General features: G+C 76.0%; 18 protein-coding genes. 8 read left to right on the top strand and 10 right to left on the bottom strand.

Translation table 11 applies throughout. From position 1 onward, the window contains the following. The coding region (mmuM, locus tag ACI784_RS24505) for a homocysteine S-methyltransferase (protein ID WP_457015249.1) at positions 1-685 on the bottom strand (685 nt) is incomplete at its 3' end. Here mmuM and yidD point away from each other — a divergent pair. Next, positions 684-1,235, top strand: a complete 552-nt coding sequence (gene yidD / locus ACI784_RS24500; RefSeq protein WP_457015248.1) for a membrane protein insertion efficiency factor YidD — start codon at positions 684-686, stop codon at positions 1,233-1,235. The two genes, mmuM and yidD, sit on opposite strands and share 2 nt — an antisense overlap. A gap of 9 nt (positions 1,236-1,244) precedes the next feature. On the opposite strand, the gene ACI784_RS24495 is transcribed toward yidD, so the two are convergent. After that, positions 1,245-1,859 (bottom strand): hypothetical protein, encoded by a 615-nt coding sequence (locus tag ACI784_RS24495; RefSeq protein ID WP_457015247.1) that lies wholly within the window; start codon positions 1,857-1,859, stop codon positions 1,245-1,247. 70 nt (positions 1,860-1,929) lie between these two features. On the opposite strand from ACI784_RS24495, the gene arfB reads away from it, so the two are divergent. Then, on the top strand, positions 1,930-2,370 hold the full coding sequence (arfB, locus tag ACI784_RS24490; RefSeq protein ID WP_457015246.1) for an alternative ribosome rescue aminoacyl-tRNA hydrolase ArfB: 441 nt from the start codon (positions 1,930-1,932) through the stop codon (positions 2,368-2,370). 12 nt (positions 2,371-2,382) lie between these two features. On the opposite strand, the gene ACI784_RS24485 is transcribed toward arfB, so the two are convergent. The 5 genes from ACI784_RS24485 to ACI784_RS24465 all read right to left on the bottom strand — a co-directional run bounded on the left by ACI784_RS24485 (position 2,383) and on the right by ACI784_RS24465 (position 6,011). Further along, positions 2,383-2,670 carry a DUF1905 domain-containing protein gene (locus tag ACI784_RS24485; RefSeq protein WP_456925077.1) on the bottom strand — a complete coding sequence of 96 codons (288 nt, stop codon included), beginning with the start codon at positions 2,668-2,670 and terminating at the stop codon, positions 2,383-2,385. Then, the gene (locus ACI784_RS24480; protein WP_457015245.1) at positions 2,667-3,935 is read right to left on the bottom strand and encodes an RNA polymerase sigma factor; all 1,269 of its coding nucleotides are present in this window, start codon (positions 3,933-3,935) and stop codon (positions 2,667-2,669) included. The genes ACI784_RS24485 and ACI784_RS24480 overlap by 4 nt, the downstream gene beginning before the upstream one ends. A 7-nt stretch (positions 3,936-3,942) precedes the next feature. Then, positions 3,943-4,296: a YciI family protein gene (locus ACI784_RS24475; RefSeq protein ID WP_457015244.1), complete on the bottom strand. Its 354-nt coding sequence runs from the start codon at positions 4,294-4,296 to the stop codon at positions 3,943-3,945. Positions 4,297-4,376: 80 nt separating this feature from the next. After that, positions 4,377-5,006: a GNAT family N-acetyltransferase gene (locus ACI784_RS24470; protein WP_456925074.1), complete on the bottom strand. Its 630-nt coding sequence runs from the start codon at positions 5,004-5,006 to the stop codon at positions 4,377-4,379. A gap of 72 nt (positions 5,007-5,078) precedes the next feature. Beyond that, on the bottom strand, positions 5,079-6,011 hold the full coding sequence (locus ACI784_RS24465) for an alpha/beta hydrolase (protein WP_456925073.1): 933 nt from the start codon (positions 6,009-6,011) through the stop codon (positions 5,079-5,081). A gap of 203 nt (positions 6,012-6,214) precedes the next feature. Here ACI784_RS24465 and ACI784_RS24460 point away from each other — a divergent pair, with 203 nt between their 5' ends. From ACI784_RS24460 to ACI784_RS24450, 3 genes are read left to right on the top strand one after another with little or no spacing between them, the layout of a single operon-like run. Continuing rightward, positions 6,215-8,800: a molybdopterin oxidoreductase family protein gene (locus ACI784_RS24460; protein ID WP_457015243.1), complete on the top strand. Its 2,586-nt coding sequence runs from the start codon at positions 6,215-6,217 to the stop codon at positions 8,798-8,800. Next, positions 8,800-11,331 (top strand): nitrite reductase large subunit NirB, encoded by a 2,532-nt coding sequence (nirB, locus tag ACI784_RS24455; RefSeq protein WP_457015242.1) that lies wholly within the window; start codon positions 8,800-8,802, stop codon positions 11,329-11,331. Before ACI784_RS24460 ends, nirB begins: the two co-directional genes overlap by 1 nt. Then, positions 11,328-11,735 (top strand): Rieske (2Fe-2S) protein, encoded by a 408-nt coding sequence (locus ACI784_RS24450; protein WP_456925070.1) that lies wholly within the window; start codon positions 11,328-11,330, stop codon positions 11,733-11,735. The genes nirB and ACI784_RS24450 overlap by 4 nt, the downstream gene beginning before the upstream one ends. A 124-nt stretch (positions 11,736-11,859) precedes the next feature. Here the strand turns inward: ACI784_RS24450 and ACI784_RS24445 are convergent, their stop codons facing one another. Beyond that, complete coding sequence (locus ACI784_RS24445; protein ID WP_457015241.1) at positions 11,860-12,453, bottom strand: helix-turn-helix domain-containing protein; 594 nt, start codon at positions 12,451-12,453, stop codon at positions 11,860-11,862. Positions 12,454-12,503: 50 nt separating this feature from the next. On the opposite strand from ACI784_RS24445, the gene ACI784_RS24440 reads away from it, so the two are divergent. Together ACI784_RS24440 and ACI784_RS24435 are read left to right on the top strand one after the other, a co-directional pair. Then, the gene (locus ACI784_RS24440) at positions 12,504-13,463 is read left to right on the top strand and encodes an NAD(P)/FAD-dependent oxidoreductase (RefSeq protein ID WP_457015240.1); all 960 of its coding nucleotides are present in this window, start codon (positions 12,504-12,506) and stop codon (positions 13,461-13,463) included. Beyond that, positions 13,460-14,089 carry a class I SAM-dependent methyltransferase gene (locus ACI784_RS24435; RefSeq protein WP_457015239.1) on the top strand — a complete coding sequence of 210 codons (630 nt, stop codon included), beginning with the start codon at positions 13,460-13,462 and terminating at the stop codon, positions 14,087-14,089. Before ACI784_RS24440 ends, ACI784_RS24435 begins: the two co-directional genes overlap by 4 nt. A 4-nt stretch (positions 14,090-14,093) precedes the next feature. Here ACI784_RS24435 and ACI784_RS24430 read toward each other — a convergent pair whose 3' ends face one another. Further along, positions 14,094-15,071 carry a methyltransferase gene (locus ACI784_RS24430; RefSeq protein WP_456925066.1) on the bottom strand — a complete coding sequence of 326 codons (978 nt, stop codon included), beginning with the start codon at positions 15,069-15,071 and terminating at the stop codon, positions 14,094-14,096. Between the two features lie 50 nt (positions 15,072-15,121). Continuing rightward, on the bottom strand, positions 15,122-15,916 hold the full coding sequence (locus ACI784_RS24425; RefSeq protein ID WP_457015238.1) for a hypothetical protein: 795 nt from the start codon (positions 15,914-15,916) through the stop codon (positions 15,122-15,124). 148 nt (positions 15,917-16,064) lie between these two features. Between ACI784_RS24425 and ACI784_RS24420 the strand changes: the two genes are divergently transcribed. After that, positions 16,065-17,465 carry a nitrate/nitrite transporter gene (locus ACI784_RS24420; protein ID WP_456925064.1) on the top strand — a complete coding sequence of 467 codons (1,401 nt, stop codon included), beginning with the start codon at positions 16,065-16,067 and terminating at the stop codon, positions 17,463-17,465. Positions 17,466-17,511 lie beyond the last annotated feature (46 nt).

The raw sequence follows: 17,511 nt of genomic DNA, 5'->3' as shown, positions 1-17,511 counted from the left end.
GGCGGGGGGTGGGGGGGGTGCTTTGCCCCCCCCCCCCCCCCACCGCGCCGACACCCGCGGCGAGGGCGAACACCGCCTCGGCCCGCTCGCCGCGGCGGGTGCGGACGACGCCGCCGCCGTCGACCACCGTGGTGAGCGAGAGCCACATCGGGACGCCGAGCGCGTCGGCCTCGGCCACCAGCGCCTCGGCCTCCGCGGCCGCGGGCACCGTCTCGCAGGCCAGGACGTCGGCGCCCGCCTCGGCCAGCAGCGCCATCCGCGGCCGGTGGAACGCCCGCAGGTCCGCGACGGTCATCGAGTCGCAGTAGGCGCCGGTGTACTCCGACCCGTCGGCCAGCACCGCCCCGTACGGGCCCACCGACCCCGCGACCCATGCTCCCGGCGCACCACGACGGGCCAGCTGCACCGACCGCGCCATCAGCGCCCGCGCCTCCGCGGCCGGCACGCCCGCCGCGGCGAAGCCCTGTACCGAGGCCTGGTAGGTGGCCGTGGTCGCCACCTGCGCACCGGCCGCGGCGAACGCGGCGTGCGCGGCCACGACCGCACCGGGGTCGTCGCGCAGCAGCCGCGCGGACCACAGCGCCGAGGACAGGTCGGCGCCCTGGGACTCCAGCCGCGTGGCCAGCCCGCCGTCGAGCACCACCGGACCGTCGGCCAGCGCCGCGGCGAGGGAGAGCGGAGGCATGGTCCCGATCCTCCCGCGGTACTGGCAGGCCATGGTGTTCATCTGGAGCAGCGGCTGGGGTCCGCGACGGCGCCCGCGGGGCGGGTACCGGGGCATGGGCCCGGGCTACGGCCCCGGGTACGGGCGTGGCCACCGCCGCGGGTACGGCCCGCCGCCCGGCTACGGGCGCGGGTACCGCGGCGGCAACGACTCCTGCCTGCGCGACCTGCTGTTCCTCAACACCGGCTGCTGCCTGGCCAACGCCATCGGCTGTGGCGTCGACGGGTTGTTCCTGGTGCCGACCACCGTGCGGCACGTGCACGCGGCCGGCACCGGCCGGCGCGGCACCCGCGTCAGGGACCGCCTGGTCGCCGCCGTCCGCGTCTACCAGCGCGAGGTCAGCCCGAGGCGGCCGCCGTCCTGCCGGTTCGAGCCCACCTGCTCGGCCTACGCCGTCGAGGCGCTGGAGCAGCACGGCGCCGGCCGCGGTACGTGGCTCACGCTGCGCCGGCTGCTGCGCTGCCGGCCCGGCGTGCGCGGCGGCGCCGACCCGGTGCCGGCTGCCGCCTGAGGGACCGGGTCAGGGACGGCGGACGCCGGCCCGGGTCAGCGCGACCGCGAGGGACAGCGGGACGACGCCCAGGACGGCGGTGGTCAGGAGCGCGTCCCGGGCCGTGTCCGACGCCCACGGCGGGGCCAGCAGCGCCCAGCCGAGGGTGAACAGCGGCAGGGTCACCACCGCGGTGCCCAGGGTCGCCCGCAGCTGCGTCCGGGGACCGGCGTCCCGCACCGCCAGCCCGACGACGAACGCGGGCACGGAGGTGAACAGCCAGTGGAAGACCGGGATGACCGCGCCGGAGGTACCGTCGGACAGGGCGGCCGCGTACAGCGCGTCCCACCCGAGGGCGAACACCGACGCCAGGCAGACCAGCCAGAAGGTGACAGGGGCGAGGCGCCCCGGCAGCGATCGGGGCCGGACCAGGAGCCCGGCCGCCACCAGGCACAGCAGGGCCGCCCCCACCACCAGCCCCCACAGGGACGGCGGGACGTCGGCGACCTGCCAGCCCGAGCGGGTCCGTTCGGGGGACGGCCACGGGAGGGCACCCACGACGGCGGCCGCCACGGTCAGCACGGCCGCGACGCCGCCCACCGGTCCCGGTCCGGGCGGCGCGGTCGTCCCCGATGCGTCGGTCACGGCGCGCAGCGTGGCACCCGGAGGACCCCGTGCGGCCTCGGCGGGCGGTGGGTTCCGCCAGACTGGTGATGTGCCCGCGGTCGACGACGCCTCCGGTGACCTGCCCGTCACCGGTTCCCTCGTCGTGCCCGCGGCCGCCCTCGGCTGGCGCTTCTCCCGCTCGTCGGGGCCCGGCGGCCAGGGGGTCAACACCGCCGACTCGCGGGTCGAGCTGTCGGTGGCCCCGCTCGAGCTGCCCGGGTTGAGCGACGCCCAGCGGCAGCGGCTGGCCGCGCGGCTCGGCACCCGCCTGGTGGACGGCGTCCTGACCGTGGCCGCCAGCGAGCACCGCCAGCAGTTGCGCAACCGGCAGGCCGCCCGTGAGCGGCTGGCCGCCGTCCTCCGCGCCGCGCTCGCCCCGCCACCGCCGGCCCGGCGGCGGACCAGGCCCACGCGGGGCTCTCAGGAGCGGCGGATCCAGGCCAAGAAGCAGCGCGGTGAGCTCAAGAAGCAGCGCCGATCCTGGGACTAGGGCGCCCGGACGTCAGCTGAACCGCTGCTGGAGGTGCACGGTCACCTGCTCTCCGGCGGCGTCCTTGCCGATGGCCCGGCAGATGGCCGCCCGCAGCGGCAGCCAGTGCGGCCCGCTGCCCGACGGCATCAGCGTGGCGGCGAAGGGGTGGCCGTCGGTGGTGCCGGCGACCTTGACCGCGCGGCGCGTTCCCAGCAGCTCCGGCGACCCCGGCACGGTCAGGTAGGTCGGGAACGCCCCGTCCTTCTCGATCGGCGCGGTGAAGGTGACGTCGAGCGGCTGGGGGAACGGTGTGGTCACGGTGCGGTGCTCCTCGGGTCGGGGATCTCGCGGGTTGGACCGGCGTCCCGCTCCGAACTCATCGCGCGGCGCCGCTCCAGGAACGCCCGCTCGGCGGCGTTGCCGGTCCGCGCGATCGCCTCGGTGTAGGCCGCGGCCGCCTCGGCGGTGCGGCCCAGCCGCCGGAGCAGGTCGGCGCGGACGGCGGGCAGCAGGTGGTGCGGCAGGTCGAGCGCCTCCACCTCGGCCAGGGCGGCGGCCGGCCCCTCGACCTCGGCCAGCGCCACCGCCCGGTTGAGCGCGACCACCGGGCCCGGCGCCAGGGCCGCCAGTTGGTCGTACAGGGCCAGCACCTGCCGCCAGTCGGTGTCCGCGGCGGTGGGCGCGGCGCTGTGCACCGCCTGGATCGCCGCCTGCAGCTGGTACGGGCCGGGGGCGTTGCGCCGCAGGCAGCGCCGCACCAGCGCCTGGCCCTCGGCGACCAGCGCGGCGTCCCAGAGCCGGCGGTCCTGCTCCGGCAGCGGCACGAGGCCGCCGTCCGGCGACACCCGGGCGGCGCGCCGGGACTCCACCAGCAGCACCAGCGCCAGCAGCCCCAGCACCTCGGGCTCGTCAGGCACCAGCTCGGCCAGCTCGCGGGCCAGCCGGATCGCCTCGGCGGCCAGGTCGGGACGGGCCAGGTGGTCCCCGGAGGTCGCCGTGTGGCCCTCGGTGGCGATCAGCGCGACCACGGCGAGGACGCCGCGCAGCCGGTCGGGGAGGTCGGCCTCGGCCGGCACCCGGTAGGGGATCCGCGCGGCCCGGATCTTCCCCTTGGCCCGCACCAGCCGCTGGGCCATCGTCGCCTCGGGCACCAGGAAGGCGTGCGCGATCTCGGCCGTGGTCAGCCCGCCGACCAGCCGCAGCGTCAGGGCGACCCGCGCGGCGGGGGCCAGGGCGGGGTGGCAGCAGGTGAAGAGCAGGCGCAGCCGGTCGTCGCGCACGGCGCCCTCCTCGGGCGGGGGGCCGGGGTCGTGCAGCAGGGCCGCGGCGCGGTGCCGGGCGTCCCGGGTGGACTCGCGGCGCAGCCGGTCGACGGCCCGGTTCCGGGCGGTGGTGAGGATCCAGCCGGCCGGGCTCGGCGGTACCCCCTCGGCCGGCCAGCGCGCGATCGCGGTGGCGAAGGCGTCCTGCACCGCCTCCTCGGCGGCGTCGATGTCGCCGAGGAGGCGGGTCAGGACGGCGACCGCGCGGCCGGCGGACTCGCGGAACACCCGCTCGACCTGCGCGGTGGCCGGGTCGGTCACGACGCGGTCAGCGGCCGCCGTCGGCGAACGGGCGCACCTCGATCGGCAGCGACACGAGGACGCGGGCCAGCCGGCGGCCCCACTCGAGGGCGGCGTCGAGGTCCGGGACGTCGATCACGGTGAAGCCGCCGACGTGCTCCTTGGCCTCGACGTACGGGCCGTCGGTCATCAGCACCTCGTCGCCCTCGCGCCGCAGCACGGTCGCGGTCTCCGGCGGGTGCAGGCCGGCGGCGAAGACCCACACGCCGGCGTCACGCATCTCCTCGTTGAGCACCGCGAGCTCGCGCATCACCGGCTCCAGGAACTCCGGCGGGGGCACCTCGCCGTCGGGCTGGTAGATCGTCAGCAGGTACTGCGCCATCGTCGTCCTCCTCGGGTCCGCGGCCGGCCCCTCGCCGGCCGCTCACCCCCTGTACGAACGAGGGAGCCCCGGATCGACACTCAGCCGGGCTGCCGGACCAGCAGCCACAGCGGCAGCTCGTCGTCCGCGGTGTGCAGGGCCTGGTCGACCTCGAAGCCCGAGCCGCGGAGGAAGCGGGCGGCGGCCCAGGTGTAGACCGCCGCCGCAGCGAGCACGCCCTCGCCGTCGCAGCGGTCGAGCACCGGGCGCAGCAGGGCGGTGGCCATGCCCCGGCGGCGGCTGCTGGGCCGGGTGCCCAGGTGGGTCAACCACCAGTGCGGCTGCGCCGGGCGGGCGGCGTCCACCAGCTCCCGGGTGCGGGCCACGCGGCCGGCGTGCGGGCCGGCCAGGTACGGCAGCTCGCGGGCCAGCGCGGCGGAGACGTCGGCCGGCAGCGGTGCGGTGCCGGGGGCGCCGGGCGGGGCCTCCCAGGTCGCGACCGCGGAGACGTCCTCGGTGACCCAGCCGGTGCCGGTGGCCACCGAGCGGTGCCCGGCGTCCAGCTCGTGCAGCCGGGTGAGCCGCTGCACGCGGCCGTCCTCCGGCAGCGCCCAGCGGGTCCAGCGGGAGTCGGCCAGCGCCACGGTCAGCGTGGCGGCGATCCGGGGGACGTCGCGCTGCTCGGCGGGCCGCACCGACGGGGCCCCGATCCGGACGGTCGGCTCACTCACCCGCCCATCCCACCACCCGGGGCCGGGCGCCCCGCCGGCCGGGCACGCAGGCGCGGCCGGCGGGGCCCGGGCTCACTTCAGGGCTTCCCGCACGGCCTTCGACAGGTCGGCCAGCAGCGGCTGGAAGCCCTCACTGCAGGCCTCGCACAGCCAGAAGATGCCGTGGATCTGCCCGTCGTAGCGCTTGAGCGTGGCCGGGACGCCGGCCTCCTCCAGCAGCTTGGCGTAGCGGGTGCCGTCGTCGCGCAGCGGGTCGAACTCGGCGACCGCGATGAACGCCGGCGGCAGCCCGGAGTGGTCGTCGGCCAGCGCGGGGGAGGCGTAGGGCTCCTTGGCCTGGGCCTCGTCGACGAAGTAGTGGTCGCGGAACCAGCGCATGGAGTTGGCCGTCAGCAGGTAGCCCTCGGCGTTCTGCGCGTAGGACTCGGTCTCGAAGGTGTTGAGGTCGGTCGCCGGGTAGATCAGCGCCTGGAAGGCGATCTCCGGGCCGCCCCGGTCGCGCGCCATGAGGGCGACGGCCGCGGCCAGGTTCCCGCCCGCGCTGTCGCCGGCCACCACGATCCCCGCCGGTTCGGCGACGAGCTCGGCCTGGTGCTCGGCCACCCACTGGGTGACCGCGTAGCAGTCCTCGGGGGCGGCGGGGTAGGCCGACTCGGGCGCCAGCCGGTACTGGGCGGACACCACGACGCAGCCGGCGGCGTCGGCCAGCGCACGGCACGGTGCGTCGGCGATCTCGATGTTGCCGATCACCCAGCCGCCGCCGTGGAAGTACACGAGCACGCCGCGGGGGCTGCCGTTCGGGGTGTAGATGCGGATCGGCAGCGCGCCGGCCGGCCCGGGGACCGTGCGGTCGCGGACCGAGGCCACCTGGACCAGCGGGCCCTGCAGGCCCTTGAACGTGGCCGCCACCTCGCGGGCCTGTGACACCGACAGCTCGGCGAAGTCGGGGGCGCCCTGCGCCTCCATCGCGGCGAGCAGTCCGGCGGTCTGTGAGTGCAGCGGCACGGGTTTCCTCCTGCGGGTTTGCTGACAGTGACGCCGGCGGCCTCGGACAGGCCCGGCGTCGGGGCCTCGTAACCTAGGTCACACCGCGGAGCGACGGGAAGGTCTCACCGCACAACCGTCCCGGGACGGCGGTGAGGCGCCCGGAACGCAGGCTTGACGCCGATGCCGCGGTCGGGAAACCGGCGCCCACGACTCTCGGTGCCGTGACCGCCACCGCCCTCCCCGGAGCCCTCGCCGGGGTCGGCCCGCGCACCCGCACCACCGCCACCCACTGCCCGTACTGCTCGCTGCAGTGCGGCATCACCATGACCGCCGGCGACCGGCCGGCCACCCTCCAGCCGGCCGACTTCCCGACCAACCGGGGTGGGCTGTGCTCCAAGGGTTGGTCGGCGACCGAGCTGCTCGACCACCCGGAGCGCCTGACCCGCCCGCTGGTCCGGGCCGTTCCCGGCGACCGCACCAGCCCCCTGGTCGAGTCGACGTGGGACGAGGCGCTGGGCCGGGTCGTGGCCGCGATCGAGCGAACCCAGGCGGTGCACGGCCGCGACGCGGTGGGGTGCTTCGGCGGCGGCGGGCTGACCAACGAGCAGGCCTACCAGTTCGGCAAGTTCGCGCGGGTCGCGCTGCGCACCTCCGCCATCGACTACAACGGCCGGTTCTGCATGTCCTCTGCGGCGGGCGCGGCCAACCGCGCGTTCGGCCTCGACCGCGGCATGCCGTTCCCCCTGAGCGACATCGCCGCCGCCGACGTCGTCGTCCTGGTCGGCTCCAACCCCGCCGACACCATGCCCCCGGCGATGCAGTACTTCGACGAGGGCCGGGCCCGCGGGGCACAGCACGTCGTCGTCGACCCCCGGCGGACGGCGACCGCCCGCAACGCCGCCCTGCACCTGCAGCCGTTGCCCGGCACCGACCTCGCGCTGGCCAACGGCCTGCTGCACATCGCGCTCGCCGAGGGACTGGCCGACGAGGAGTACATCGCCGCGCGCACCACCGGCTTCGACGACGTCCGGGCCGGCGCCGCCGGCTACTGGCCCGACCGGGTGGAGCGGCTGACCGGCGTGCCGGTCGCCGACCAGCGGCGCACCGTCTTCGCGCTGGCCCGGGCGGAGCGCGCGATCGTCCTGACCGCCCGCGGGGCCGAGCAGCACCGCAGCGGCACCGACACCACCCAGGCCTGGATCAACCTGGCGCTGGCCCTGGGGCTCCCCGGCCGGGAGGGCAGTGGCTGGGCCACGGTCACCGGCCAGGGCAACGGGCAGGGCGGCCGCGAGCACGGCCAGAAGGCCGACCAGCTGCCCGGCTACCGCAGCATCTCCGACCCGGCGGCGCGCCGGCACGTGGCCGCGGTGTGGGGCGTCGACCCCGACGACCTGCCCGGGCCCGGCCGCAGCGCGTTCGAGCTGCTCGACGCGCTCGGCACCGACGGCGGCGTCCGCACGCTGCTGGTGCTCGCCTCCAACGTCGCGGTCTCCGCGCCGGACGCCCGCCGGGTGATGAGCCGGCTGGGCGACCTGGACTTCCTCGCCGTCAGCGACTTCTTCCTCTCCGAGACCGCCGAGCTGGCCGACGTGGTCCTGCCCAGCGCCATGTGGGCCGAGGAGGACGGGACGATGACCAACGTCGAGGGCCGGGTCATCCGCCGCCGGCGCGCCCTCGACCCGCCCGACGGGGTCCGCGACGACCTGCAGCTGCTGGCGGAGCTGGCCGCCCGGCTCGGGGTGGGCGAGAGGTTCAGCGCCGATCCCGAGACGGTCTTCGCCGAGCTCGGCCGCGCGAGCGCCGGGGGAGCGGCCGACTACTCCGGCATCAGCTACCGGCGCATCGACGACGAGCAGGGCGTGTTCTGGCCCTGCCCCGCACCCGGGCACCCCGGCACGCCGCGGCTGTTCACCGAGCGCTTCGCCACCCCCGACGGCCGCGCCCGGTTCCTGCGCGTCGAGCACGTCGAGGCCGCCGAGCGGCCCGACGCCGAGTACCCGTACGTCCTCACCACCGGCCGGGTGCTGGCCCAGTACCAGTCGGGCACCCAGACCCGGCGCTCCCGCAGCCTCCAGCTGATCGCGCCCCTGCCGCGCGCCGAGCTGCACCCCGACCTGGCCCGCCGCCTCGGCGTCGGCCCGGACGACGTCGTCGAGCTGGCCACCCGCCGGGGCCGGGCCCGGTTCTCGGCGCACCTGACCGAGGACATCCGGCCCGACGTCGTCTTCGCGCCCTTCCACTGGGGCGGCGCCTCGGCGGCCAACGCGCTCACCGACCCGGCGCTGGACCCGGTGAGCCGGATGCCCGCCTTCAAGGTCTGCGCGGTCGCCGTGACCCGGGTCGACCGCCCCGGCGAGCGGCTGCCGGCCCCCGACGCCGCCACCCAGCCCGAGCCCCGCCCCCACCAGTCGCCCTCGACCCCCGAGCCACGGACCCCGTCCCGGAGGAGGACCCCCCGCGTGAAGAGCACCCCACGCTTCCTGCAAGGCGTCTACCCGATCACCGGGGAGGGCCTGGACAAGCCGGGCCCGGTCGCCCCCGCGCTGCGCTACACCGTGCCGAACGGCGCCAGCGCGCAGGCGCTGTACTTCCGCGGCGGCAACAGCACCGGCGAGCTGGTCTACGTGCTGCTCGTGCGCGACGGGGTGCCGATGCGCTGGTTCCCGATCGGCGCCAAGGGCGACGTGCACGTGCCGCTGCGGGTGGTCGAGGACCTCCCCGGCGGCACCCTGGTCGAGCTGCACGCAGCCGCGCCGATCGGCGTCACCGGTGAGCTGGTCGTCGACCTCGGGCTGGTGGAGGTCTGATGACTGCGGTGCTGGGAGGCCGTCCGGAAGGCCTGACCTCGTTCCGGTTCGACGTCGACGAGTTCGACGAGCGTGCCTCGCTGGTCGTCGTGGGCAACGGCATGGCCGGCGCCCGGTTCGTGGAGGAGGTCCTCGAGCGCGGCGGCGGGGAGCAGTTCCGGATCACCGTCTTCGGTGACGAGCCGCACGGCAACTACAACCGGATCATGCTCTCGCCGGTGCTGGCCGGGGAGTCGCACGAGGACGACATCGTCCTCAACAGCCACGACTGGTACGCCGACAACGGGGTCACCCTGCGCGCCGGCGTCCGGGTCGAGCGGATCGACGTCGCCGCCAAGGCCGTGCACGGCTCCGACGGGTCGGTCACCGCCTACGACCACCTGGTGCTCGCCACCGGCAGCAGCTCGTTCATCCCGCCGATGGCCGGCGTGCGCACCGCCGACGGCGGCCTGCTGCCCGGCGTGTACGGCTTCCGCACCATCGACGAGACCCGCGCGATGCTCGAGGCGACCGGCCGCTGCCGGCGGGCCGTGGTCATGGGCGGTGGGCTGCTCGGGCTGGAGGCGGCGCGGGCACTGCAGGGCCACGGGCTGGACGTCGAGCTCGTGCACGCCGCGCCGTGGCTGATGAACGCCCAGCTCTCCCGTGAGGCCGGGGCCGTCCTCGAGCGGAGCGTGGCGTCCCTCGGCATCACCGTGCACCTCGACGTCCTGGCCACCGAGGTCCTCGGTGACGGGCACGTGGAGGGCGTGCTGCTGGAGGACGGCCGCCGCATCGACTGCGACCTGCTCGTCGTCGCCGCCGGCGTCCGGCCCAACACCGACCTCGCCGTCCGCTCCGGCCTGGAGGTGCAGCGGGCGGTCGTCGTCGACGACCAGCTGCGCACCGAGGAGCCCGACGTCTACGCGATCGGTGAGTGCGCGCAGCACCGCGGGGAGGTCTACGGCCTGGTCGCCCCGGCGTGGGAGCACGCCAGGGTGCTCGCCGACGTCCTGACCGGCACCGACCCCGACGCGGAGTACCACGGCAGCCGGACGGCGACCAAGCTCAAGGTGGCCGGGGTCGACGTCGCCAGCATGGGGATCAACACCCCGGAGCGGGACGACGACGAGTTCCTGGTCATCTCCGAGCCCAAGCGGGGCGTGCACCTGTCGGTGGTGATCCGGGACGACCAGCTCATCGGTGCCACCCTGCTCGGCGACACCCGCAAGGTCGCCTTCCTCACCCAGGCCTTCGACCGCGGCGCCCCGCTGCCCGAGGAGCGGATCCGGCTGCTGGTCGACCTCTCCGACGGCGCCGAGGAGGTCGGCGTCGCCGAGATGCCCGGCGAGTCGCAGGTGTGCAACTGCAACGGCGTCACCAAGCAGGCGATCTGCGACGTCGTCGCCGACGGCTGCACCGCCCTCGGCGGCGTCATGGACCGCACCCGCGCCGGCAAGGGCTGCGGCTCCTGCAAGTCGCTGGTGGAGCAGATCGTCGAGTGGGCCGCCGACGGCGACCTCACCGAGGACCCGTCGGCGTCCTGGTACGTGCCCGGCATCCCCATGACCAAGCCGGACCTCGTCGCCGCCGTCCGGGAGCAGGACCTGCGCAGCGTCTCGGCCGTCTTCGCCGCGCTCGCCCCCGGGGGCAAGGAGGACGCCAGGTCCAAGATGGGCCTCACCTCGCTGCTCAAGATGCTCTGGGGCGTCGACTTCGTCCCCGAGAAGGACGGCGAGTTCATCAACGACCGCGTCCACGCCAACATCCAGCGCGACGGCACCTTCTCCGTCGTCCCGCAGATGAAGGGCGGGGTGACCACCCCGGCCCAGCTGCGCCGCATCGCCGACGTCGCCGAGAAGTACGAGGTGCCGATGGTCAAGGTGACCGGCGGGCAGCGGATCGACCTGCTCGGCGTGCGCAAGGAGGACCTGCCGGCCATGTGGGCCGACCTCGGCATGCCGTCGGGCTACGCCTACGGCAAGAGCATGCGCACCGTGAAGACCTGCGTGGGCAGCGACTTCTGCCGGTTCGGGCTCGGCGACTCCACCCAGCTCGGCATCGACCTGGAGACGCGGTTCCAGGGCATCGAGAGCCCGGCGAAGATGAAGCTCGCCGTGGTCGGCTGCCCTCGCAACTGCGCCGAGGCCTACGTGAAGGACGTCGGCGTCGTGGCGATCGGCAACGGGAAGTGGGAGGTGTACGTGGGGGGCGCCGCCGGGGCCACCGTCCGCAAGGGCGACCTGCTGGCCACCGTCGACTCACCGTCTGCCGTGATCGAGCTGGCCGGGCGGTTCATGCAGTACTACCGCGAGAACGCCAACTGGCTCGAGCGCACCTACGACTTCGTGCCGCGCATCGGCCTGGACCGGATCAAGGCGGTGCTGCTGGAGGACAGCGAGGGCATCGTCGCCGACCTCGACGCCGCCATGCAGCGCTCGGTCGACGCCTACCGCGACCCGTGGGGGCAGGACGGCGGCGAGCCGGCCACCCCCGGCCAGTTCCGCCCCGCCCTCCCGCTGGTCCCGCTGCCGAAGGTGCCGGTCCGATGAGCGCGCCGCACCTCGAGGCCGCCCGGCCCACCACGCCCGGCACGGACACCGGCAGCCCGGCGACGCAGGTCACGACCCCCGGTCCGGCCGCGCCGTCCCGCGGGGTGCCGCACACCGTGGGGCGGGTGTCCGACGTCCCCCTGGGCGAGGGGCGGGCGTTCGTCGCCGGTGGCGTGCAGGTCGCGGTCTTCCGGCTGCGCGACGGCTCGCTGCACGCCACCCAGGCGGCCTGCCCGCACGCCGGCGGGCCGCTGGCCGACGGGCAGACCGACGTCGACGTGCTCGTCTGCCCGCTGCACCTGTACGCCTACCGGTGGTCCGACGGCGCCTCCACCTCCGGGGCCGCGCCGATCCGCGTCCACCCGGTGCGCGACGTCGACGGCGACCTGGTGGTCGAGGTCTGACGTCCGGGCCGGGAGCGGCTCGACCCGCTCCACCCGCCCCGCTCGTGATCATGGGGTCGTTGCCGCCCGCTGCGGTGTGTCCGCCGGTGTCGGCGACGACAACCCCATGATCGACACCGGCAGGTCACCGCCGGGGGCGCGCGCGGACGTGCATGCGCTCGCCCTGCGGTCCGAACAGGCTGAGCACCTCGGCCGGTTCCGGGAACGGGTTGCCGAAGGCGTGGGGCACCCGGGTGTCGAACTCGACCACCTCGCCGGCGGAGAGCACGAAGTCGCGCGCGCCGAGCAGCAGCCGCAGGCGGCCGGAGAGCACGTAGAGCCACTCGAAGCCCTCGTGCGTCTTCTGTTCCATGTCACCGGTGCGCGAGCGCGGGGGGAACGTCTGCTTGTAGGCCTGCAGCCCCCCGCTCTGGCGGGTCAGCGGCACCATCGTCACGCCCTCGTGCTCGAACGGGCTCTGCTGCACACGCGGGTCGCCCGTGGGGGGCGCGTCCACCAGGTCGTCCAGCGCCACCTGGTAGGCCCGGGCCAGGGGGAGCAGCAGTTCCAGCGTCGGCCGGCGCTGCCCGGACTCCAACCGGGACAGCGTGCTGATCGACACCCCGGTCGTGGCGGACACCGCCGCCAGCGTCAGGTCGCGTTCGGTCCGCAGCGCGCGCAGCCGCGGGCCCACCGACTCCAGGACGTCGTCGACCGCAGGCTCGTCCGTCTTTGCCATAGCGGCAACCGTACTTGCCGAGACGGATGCGTAGGGGGGACGGTGGCGTCATGAGCAGATACGACGTCGTGGTGATCGGTGGTGGCGCCGCGGGGCTGAGCGGGGCGGTGGCCCTGGCGCGGTCGCGGCGCACGGTCCTGGTGGTCGATGCGGGGCAGCCGCGGAACGCGCCGGCCTCCGGCGTGCACAACTACCTGGGCCGGGAGGGCGCCCGCCCCGCCGACCTGCTCGCCGACGGGCGGGCCGAACTGGTCGGTTACGGAGGGGAGGTCGTCCGCGGGGTGGTCACCGCCGCGCGGCGTGAGGACGAGGGGTCGTTCCGCGTGACCCTCGACGGCGACCGCGAGGTGTCGGCACGTCGGCTGCTGGTCACCACCGGCCTGGTCGACGAGTTGCCCGACCTGCCGGGGCTGGCGCAGCGGTGGGGGCGCGACGTGCTGCACTGCCCGTTCTGCCACGGCTGGGAGGTGCGCGACCAGGCGATCGGCATCCTCGCCACCGGTCCGAACGCGGTGCACCAGGCGCTGCTGTTCCGGCAGCTCAGCGCGGACGTGGTCTTCTTCCGGCACACCGGGCCCGGGCTCGCACCCGAGCAGGCCGAGCAGTTGGCCGCCCTGGGCGTCCGGGTGGTCGACACGGAGGTGACCGGGGTCGAGGTGACCGACGACCGGCTCACCGGCGTCCGGCTCGCCACCGGCGAGGTGGTCGCGCGGTCGGCCCTGGTGGTGGCGCCGCGCTTCACCGCGCGCGCCGGCGTGCTGGAGTCGCTGGGTGTCCCGGCGGTCGACCAGGAGATGAGCGGCTCCGTCATCGGCAGCGTCGTGCCGGCCGATCCCACCGGAGCGACCGCCGTGCCGGGCGTGTGGGTCGCGGGCAACGTGTCCGACCTCAGCGCGCAGGTGGTGGTCTCCGCCGCCGCCGGGATGCGGGCCGGCGCCATGATCAACGCGGACCTCGTGGCCGAGGACGCCCGCGCGGCCGTCGCGGCGCACCGGGGCGTGGCGGCATGAGGGCGGTCGACCGCGGGACCTACGACGAGCTCTACCGGTCGGCCCCGGCGCTGTGGAGCGGCCGCCCGAACCGGCAGCTCGTCGTCGAGGGCAGCGTGCTGCCGCCCGGCACCGCTCTGGACGCCGGGTGCGGTGAGGGCGCCGATGCCCTGTGGCTCGCGGAGCGGGGCTGGCGCGTGACCGCGGTGGACTTCTCCGTCGTCGCGCTGGAGCGCGCCGCCGCCCACGCGCGCGCCCGCGGGCTCGACGACCGCATCACGTGGCTGCAGGCGGACCTGGACGACTGGACGCCGCCGGCGGGTGGATTCGACCTGGTCACGGCGCACTACCTGCACTCGCACGGACCCGACCGCCCGGCGCTGTTCGCGCGGCTCGCCGGGGCGGTCGCGCCGGGCGGGACGCTGCTCGTCGTCGGCCACCTGCTCGGCGAGGGCGCCGGCGACCCGCACCACCACGATCCCGACCTGCTGTACACCGCGCAGGACGTCGCGGCGGTGCTCGACCGCGCGCAGTGGCGGGACGTCGTCGCGGAGGCCCGGGACCGCGACCCGGCGGCCATCGCGCGGTCGGGCAACCCGGCGCCGGACACCGTGCTCGTGGCGCGCCGCCGGCCGGGAGCGCGGTAACCGGTCACGCCGCGGGACGGGCCTCCAGCACGTGGACGCCCGCCGCGGTGGGGACGTCGGTGACCAGGCGGAGGCCGGCCTCCTCCAGCAGGGCGGCGTACTCGGCGGCGGTCCGCTCCCGGCCGTGCAGCAGGACGAGCATGTGCAGGTCCATCCGCACCGCGGCCGGGTCGTCGACGGCCCGCTCGGGGAGGACGGCCTCGACCACGAGCAGGACGGAGTCCGGTCGCATGGCCGCCCGGCAGGTCCGCAGCACGCGGACGGCGTCCTCGTCGTCCCAGTCGTGCAGCACCCGGGACAGCAGGTAGGCGTCGGCGCCGCCGGGCACCACCTCGAAGAAGTCGCCGCCGACCGCCGGCAGGTCCGAGCCGGCCACGACGCCGGGCTGGTCGAACAGCACGACGTCCGCCGACGGCGCCTGCGCACGGACCGCGCGCAGCAGCGTCCCGCTGCCGCCGCCGACGTCGACCACCGAGCTGAAGCGGGTGGTGTCGTAGGCGTCGACCACCGCGCCGGCCTCGCGGGCGGAGCGGTCGGCCATCGACGCGCGGAAGGCGGCGAGCCGGTCCGGGGCCGCGGCGAGGTGGTCGAAGAACGGCCGGCCGTGGACGACGTCGAAGGGCGTGCCGCCGGTGCGGACGGCCTCGAGCAACCCGGCGGCCGCCCGGTAGTAGAGCTCGGCGCGCGCGGTCACGGCGCCGCGCAGCGACCCCGGGACGCCGTCCTGCAGGAGCTCCCCGGTCTCCCCGAGGGCGAACCGGCCGTCGGGGAGCTCGCCGAGCACCTCCTCGGCGGCCAGTCCGCGCAGCACCCGGTGCAGGGCGGCCGGGTCGGCGCCCAGCTCGCGGGCGAGGTCCCCGGCGTCGCGCGGTCCGCCGGCCAGTGCCTGCGGGACGCCCAGGGCGACCGCGACGTGCAGCAGCTGGGTCACCAGGTAGCCGTCGGCCAGCCGGGCCAGCCGGTCGGCTGCGGAGCCGGGCACGCCGACCATGCTGGCACCCGGCCGGGGGCGCCGACAACGAGTCCGGGCGGTCAGGCCGGCTGGAGCTCCGCGAGCGCCGCGGCCACGTCGTCGTCCCGCACGAAGCCCAGCGCCAGCAGCCGGTGCACCAGCACGCCGCGGCGGGTGAGCCGCAGGTCGGCCGGCCGCAGCCGGGGGAGGGCCGCGCCGCCGGGGCGCGGCTGGGCCGGCGGCGGGTCGAGCAGGCCGGCGCGCTGCAGGTCGGCGACGTCCTCCCGGGCGCCCCACGCGGTCCACGCGCGGGGCTCGTCGGGCAGCGGGGTCATGGGCAGCGGCGCGCGCTCCCGGCGGCCCACGCCGGCCAGCACCGCCAGCTGCCGCCACGACAGGCCGGCCGCTGCCCGCAGCGCGCGGTCCACCAGGGCGGGGTCGAGGTCGGGGGAGGCGGCCACCTCGGCCAGCAGGTAGCCCAGGTGGCGGACCCGACGCTCCTCCACCGACGCGCGGGCGGCGGCGACGACGGCCTCGGTCACCTCGTCGGCGGCCGAGCGCCCGCCGGAGCGGGGGGTGAAGAACCCGTCGTCCCGGACCGGGCGGCCGGTGCGGGCCAGGGACGCCGCGTGCTCCACGGCGAACGCCAGGACCGCCCCGGCCCGCGCCCGCTCGCGGGGCTGCGGCAGCGCGGTGGCCTCCGCCGCCGCCGTCCGCAGGCAGCCGGCCAGCCGCTCGTCCAGCCGCACGGCCGGGGCCGGCCCGGCGCCGGGGAACACGAGGGCGGCGGCGGCCCGGCTCATCGAGCCCGCGACCACGGCGCCGGCCTCGAGCAGCGCACGGCCGGTGGCGGGGGAGTCCTCGGTGGCGGTCACCCGGTGATCTTCGCCGGTCCGGGGCCGCCCGTGCACCCGCTGCCGTCCCGGGCTCACCACAGCGGGTCAGCGACGGTGAGCACAACGGAACACGGGTTCATCCCGGCGGCAACGGAGGAGGAACGCCGGGCCGCCACCGTTCGGTGTCATGGCCGCCCCCGCCTCCACGACGCCACCTCCCGCCCCGCCGGCGACCGCGCCGGTCGCCGCCCCGCCCCGGTCGTCCGGGCGCTGGATCGACGACTGGCGCCCCGAGGACCCCGCCTTCTGGGAGTCCACCGGCAAGCGGGTCGCCCGCCGCAACCTGTTCTTCTCCGTGTTCTCCGAGCACGTGGGCTTCTCGATCTGGAGCCTGTGGTCGGTGCTCGTCCTGTTCCTCCCGGAGGCCGTCTACGGCATCGACCCGGCCGGGAAGTTCCTGCTCACCACCCTGCCCACGGCGCTGGGGGCCTTCGTCCGGCTGCCCTACACCTTCGCCGTCGCCACGTTCGGCGGCCGGAACTGGACGATCGTCAGCGCCTCGCTGCTGCTCATCCCGACCATCGCCACCGCCGTCGTCCTCGAGCCCGGCGTCTCCTACACCACGCTGCTGGTCGTCAGCTGCCTGGCCGGCGTCGGCGGCGGCAACTTCGCCAGCTCGATGGCCAACATCAACGCCTTCTACCCCGACCGGCTCAAGGGCTGGGCGCTGGGCCTCAACGCCGGCGGCGGCAACCTCGGCGTCCCGGTGATCCAGCTGGTCGGGCTGCTCGTGCTGGCGACGGCGGGCGTGCAGCACCCGCGGCTGGTCCTGCTGGTCTACGTCCCGCTGGTCGTCGCCGCCGCCGTGGGCGCCGCGCTGGTCATGGACAACCTGACGACGGCGCGCAACCAGCCGCGAGCCATGCGGGAGGCGACCCGCGAGCAGCACACCTGGATCATGGCGTTCCTCTACATCGGCACCTTCGGCTCGTTCATCGGCTTCGGGTTCGCCTTCGGCCAGGTGCTGCAGAACCAGTTCGCCGGCTCCTTCGCCACCCCGCTGGCCGCGGCGTCCCTGACCTGGCTGGGCCCGCTGCTCGGCTCGCTGATCCGGCCGCTCGGCGGCTCGCTGGCCGACCGCTTCGGCGGCGCGCGCATCACCTTCTGGAACTTCGTGGCCATGGCGGCCGGTGCCGCGACCGTGTGGACGGCGAGCCGGCTGGGGTCGCTGCCGCTGTTCGTCGTCGGCTTCGTGGCGCTGTTCGTGCTCAGCGGCATCGGCAACGGGTCTACCTACAAGATGATCCCGGCGATCTTCCGCACCCAGGCCCAGCAGCAGGTCGCCGCCGGCGTCGACTCCGCGGCCGCCGACCGGCACGCGCTGCGCATGTCCGGTGCGCTCATCGGCATCGCCGGCGCGGTGGGCGCCTTCGGCGGTGTGCTGGTGAACCTGGCCTTCCGCCAGTCGTTCCTCACCACCGGCACCGGCGACTCGGCCTACCTGGTGTTCATCGCCTTCTACGTCGCCTGCCTGGCCGTGACCTGGACGGTCTACCTGCGTCCGCGCGCCCCGATGGCCGGCGTCTGAGCCGCAGCGGAGTGTGGGGACGCAGGTCTCCTGCGTCCCCACACTC

This window comes from Geodermatophilus sp. SYSU D01186, from assembly GCF_054050215.1.
The sequence above is the reverse complement of the archived record's forward strand: the minus strand, read 5'-3'. Positions and strand labels throughout refer to the sequence as shown.

Excerpts from the sequence above, each read along its gene's own strand:
- ACI784_RS24440 (WP_457015240.1), top strand. The coding sequence starts at position 12,504 with ATGAGCAGATACGACGTCGTGGTGATCGGTGGTGGCGCCGCGGGGCTG.
- ACI784_RS24475 (WP_457015244.1), bottom strand. The coding sequence starts at position 4,296 with ATGGCGCAGTACCTGCTGACGATCTACCAGCCCGACGGCGAGGTGCCC.
- ACI784_RS24450 (WP_456925070.1), top strand. The coding sequence starts at position 11,328 with ATGAGCGCGCCGCACCTCGAGGCCGCCCGGCCCACCACGCCCGGCACG.
- ACI784_RS24445 (WP_457015241.1), bottom strand. The coding sequence starts at position 12,453 with ATGGCAAAGACGGACGAGCCTGCGGTCGACGACGTCCTGGAGTCGGTG.
- nirB (WP_457015242.1), top strand. The coding sequence starts at position 8,800 with ATGACTGCGGTGCTGGGAGGCCGTCCGGAAGGCCTGACCTCGTTCCGG.
- ACI784_RS24420 (WP_456925064.1), top strand. The coding sequence starts at position 16,065 with ATGGCCGCCCCCGCCTCCACGACGCCACCTCCCGCCCCGCCGGCGACC.
- ACI784_RS24435 (WP_457015239.1), top strand. The coding sequence starts at position 13,460 with ATGAGGGCGGTCGACCGCGGGACCTACGACGAGCTCTACCGGTCGGCC.
- yidD (WP_457015248.1), top strand. The coding sequence starts at position 684 with ATGGTCCCGATCCTCCCGCGGTACTGGCAGGCCATGGTGTTCATCTGG.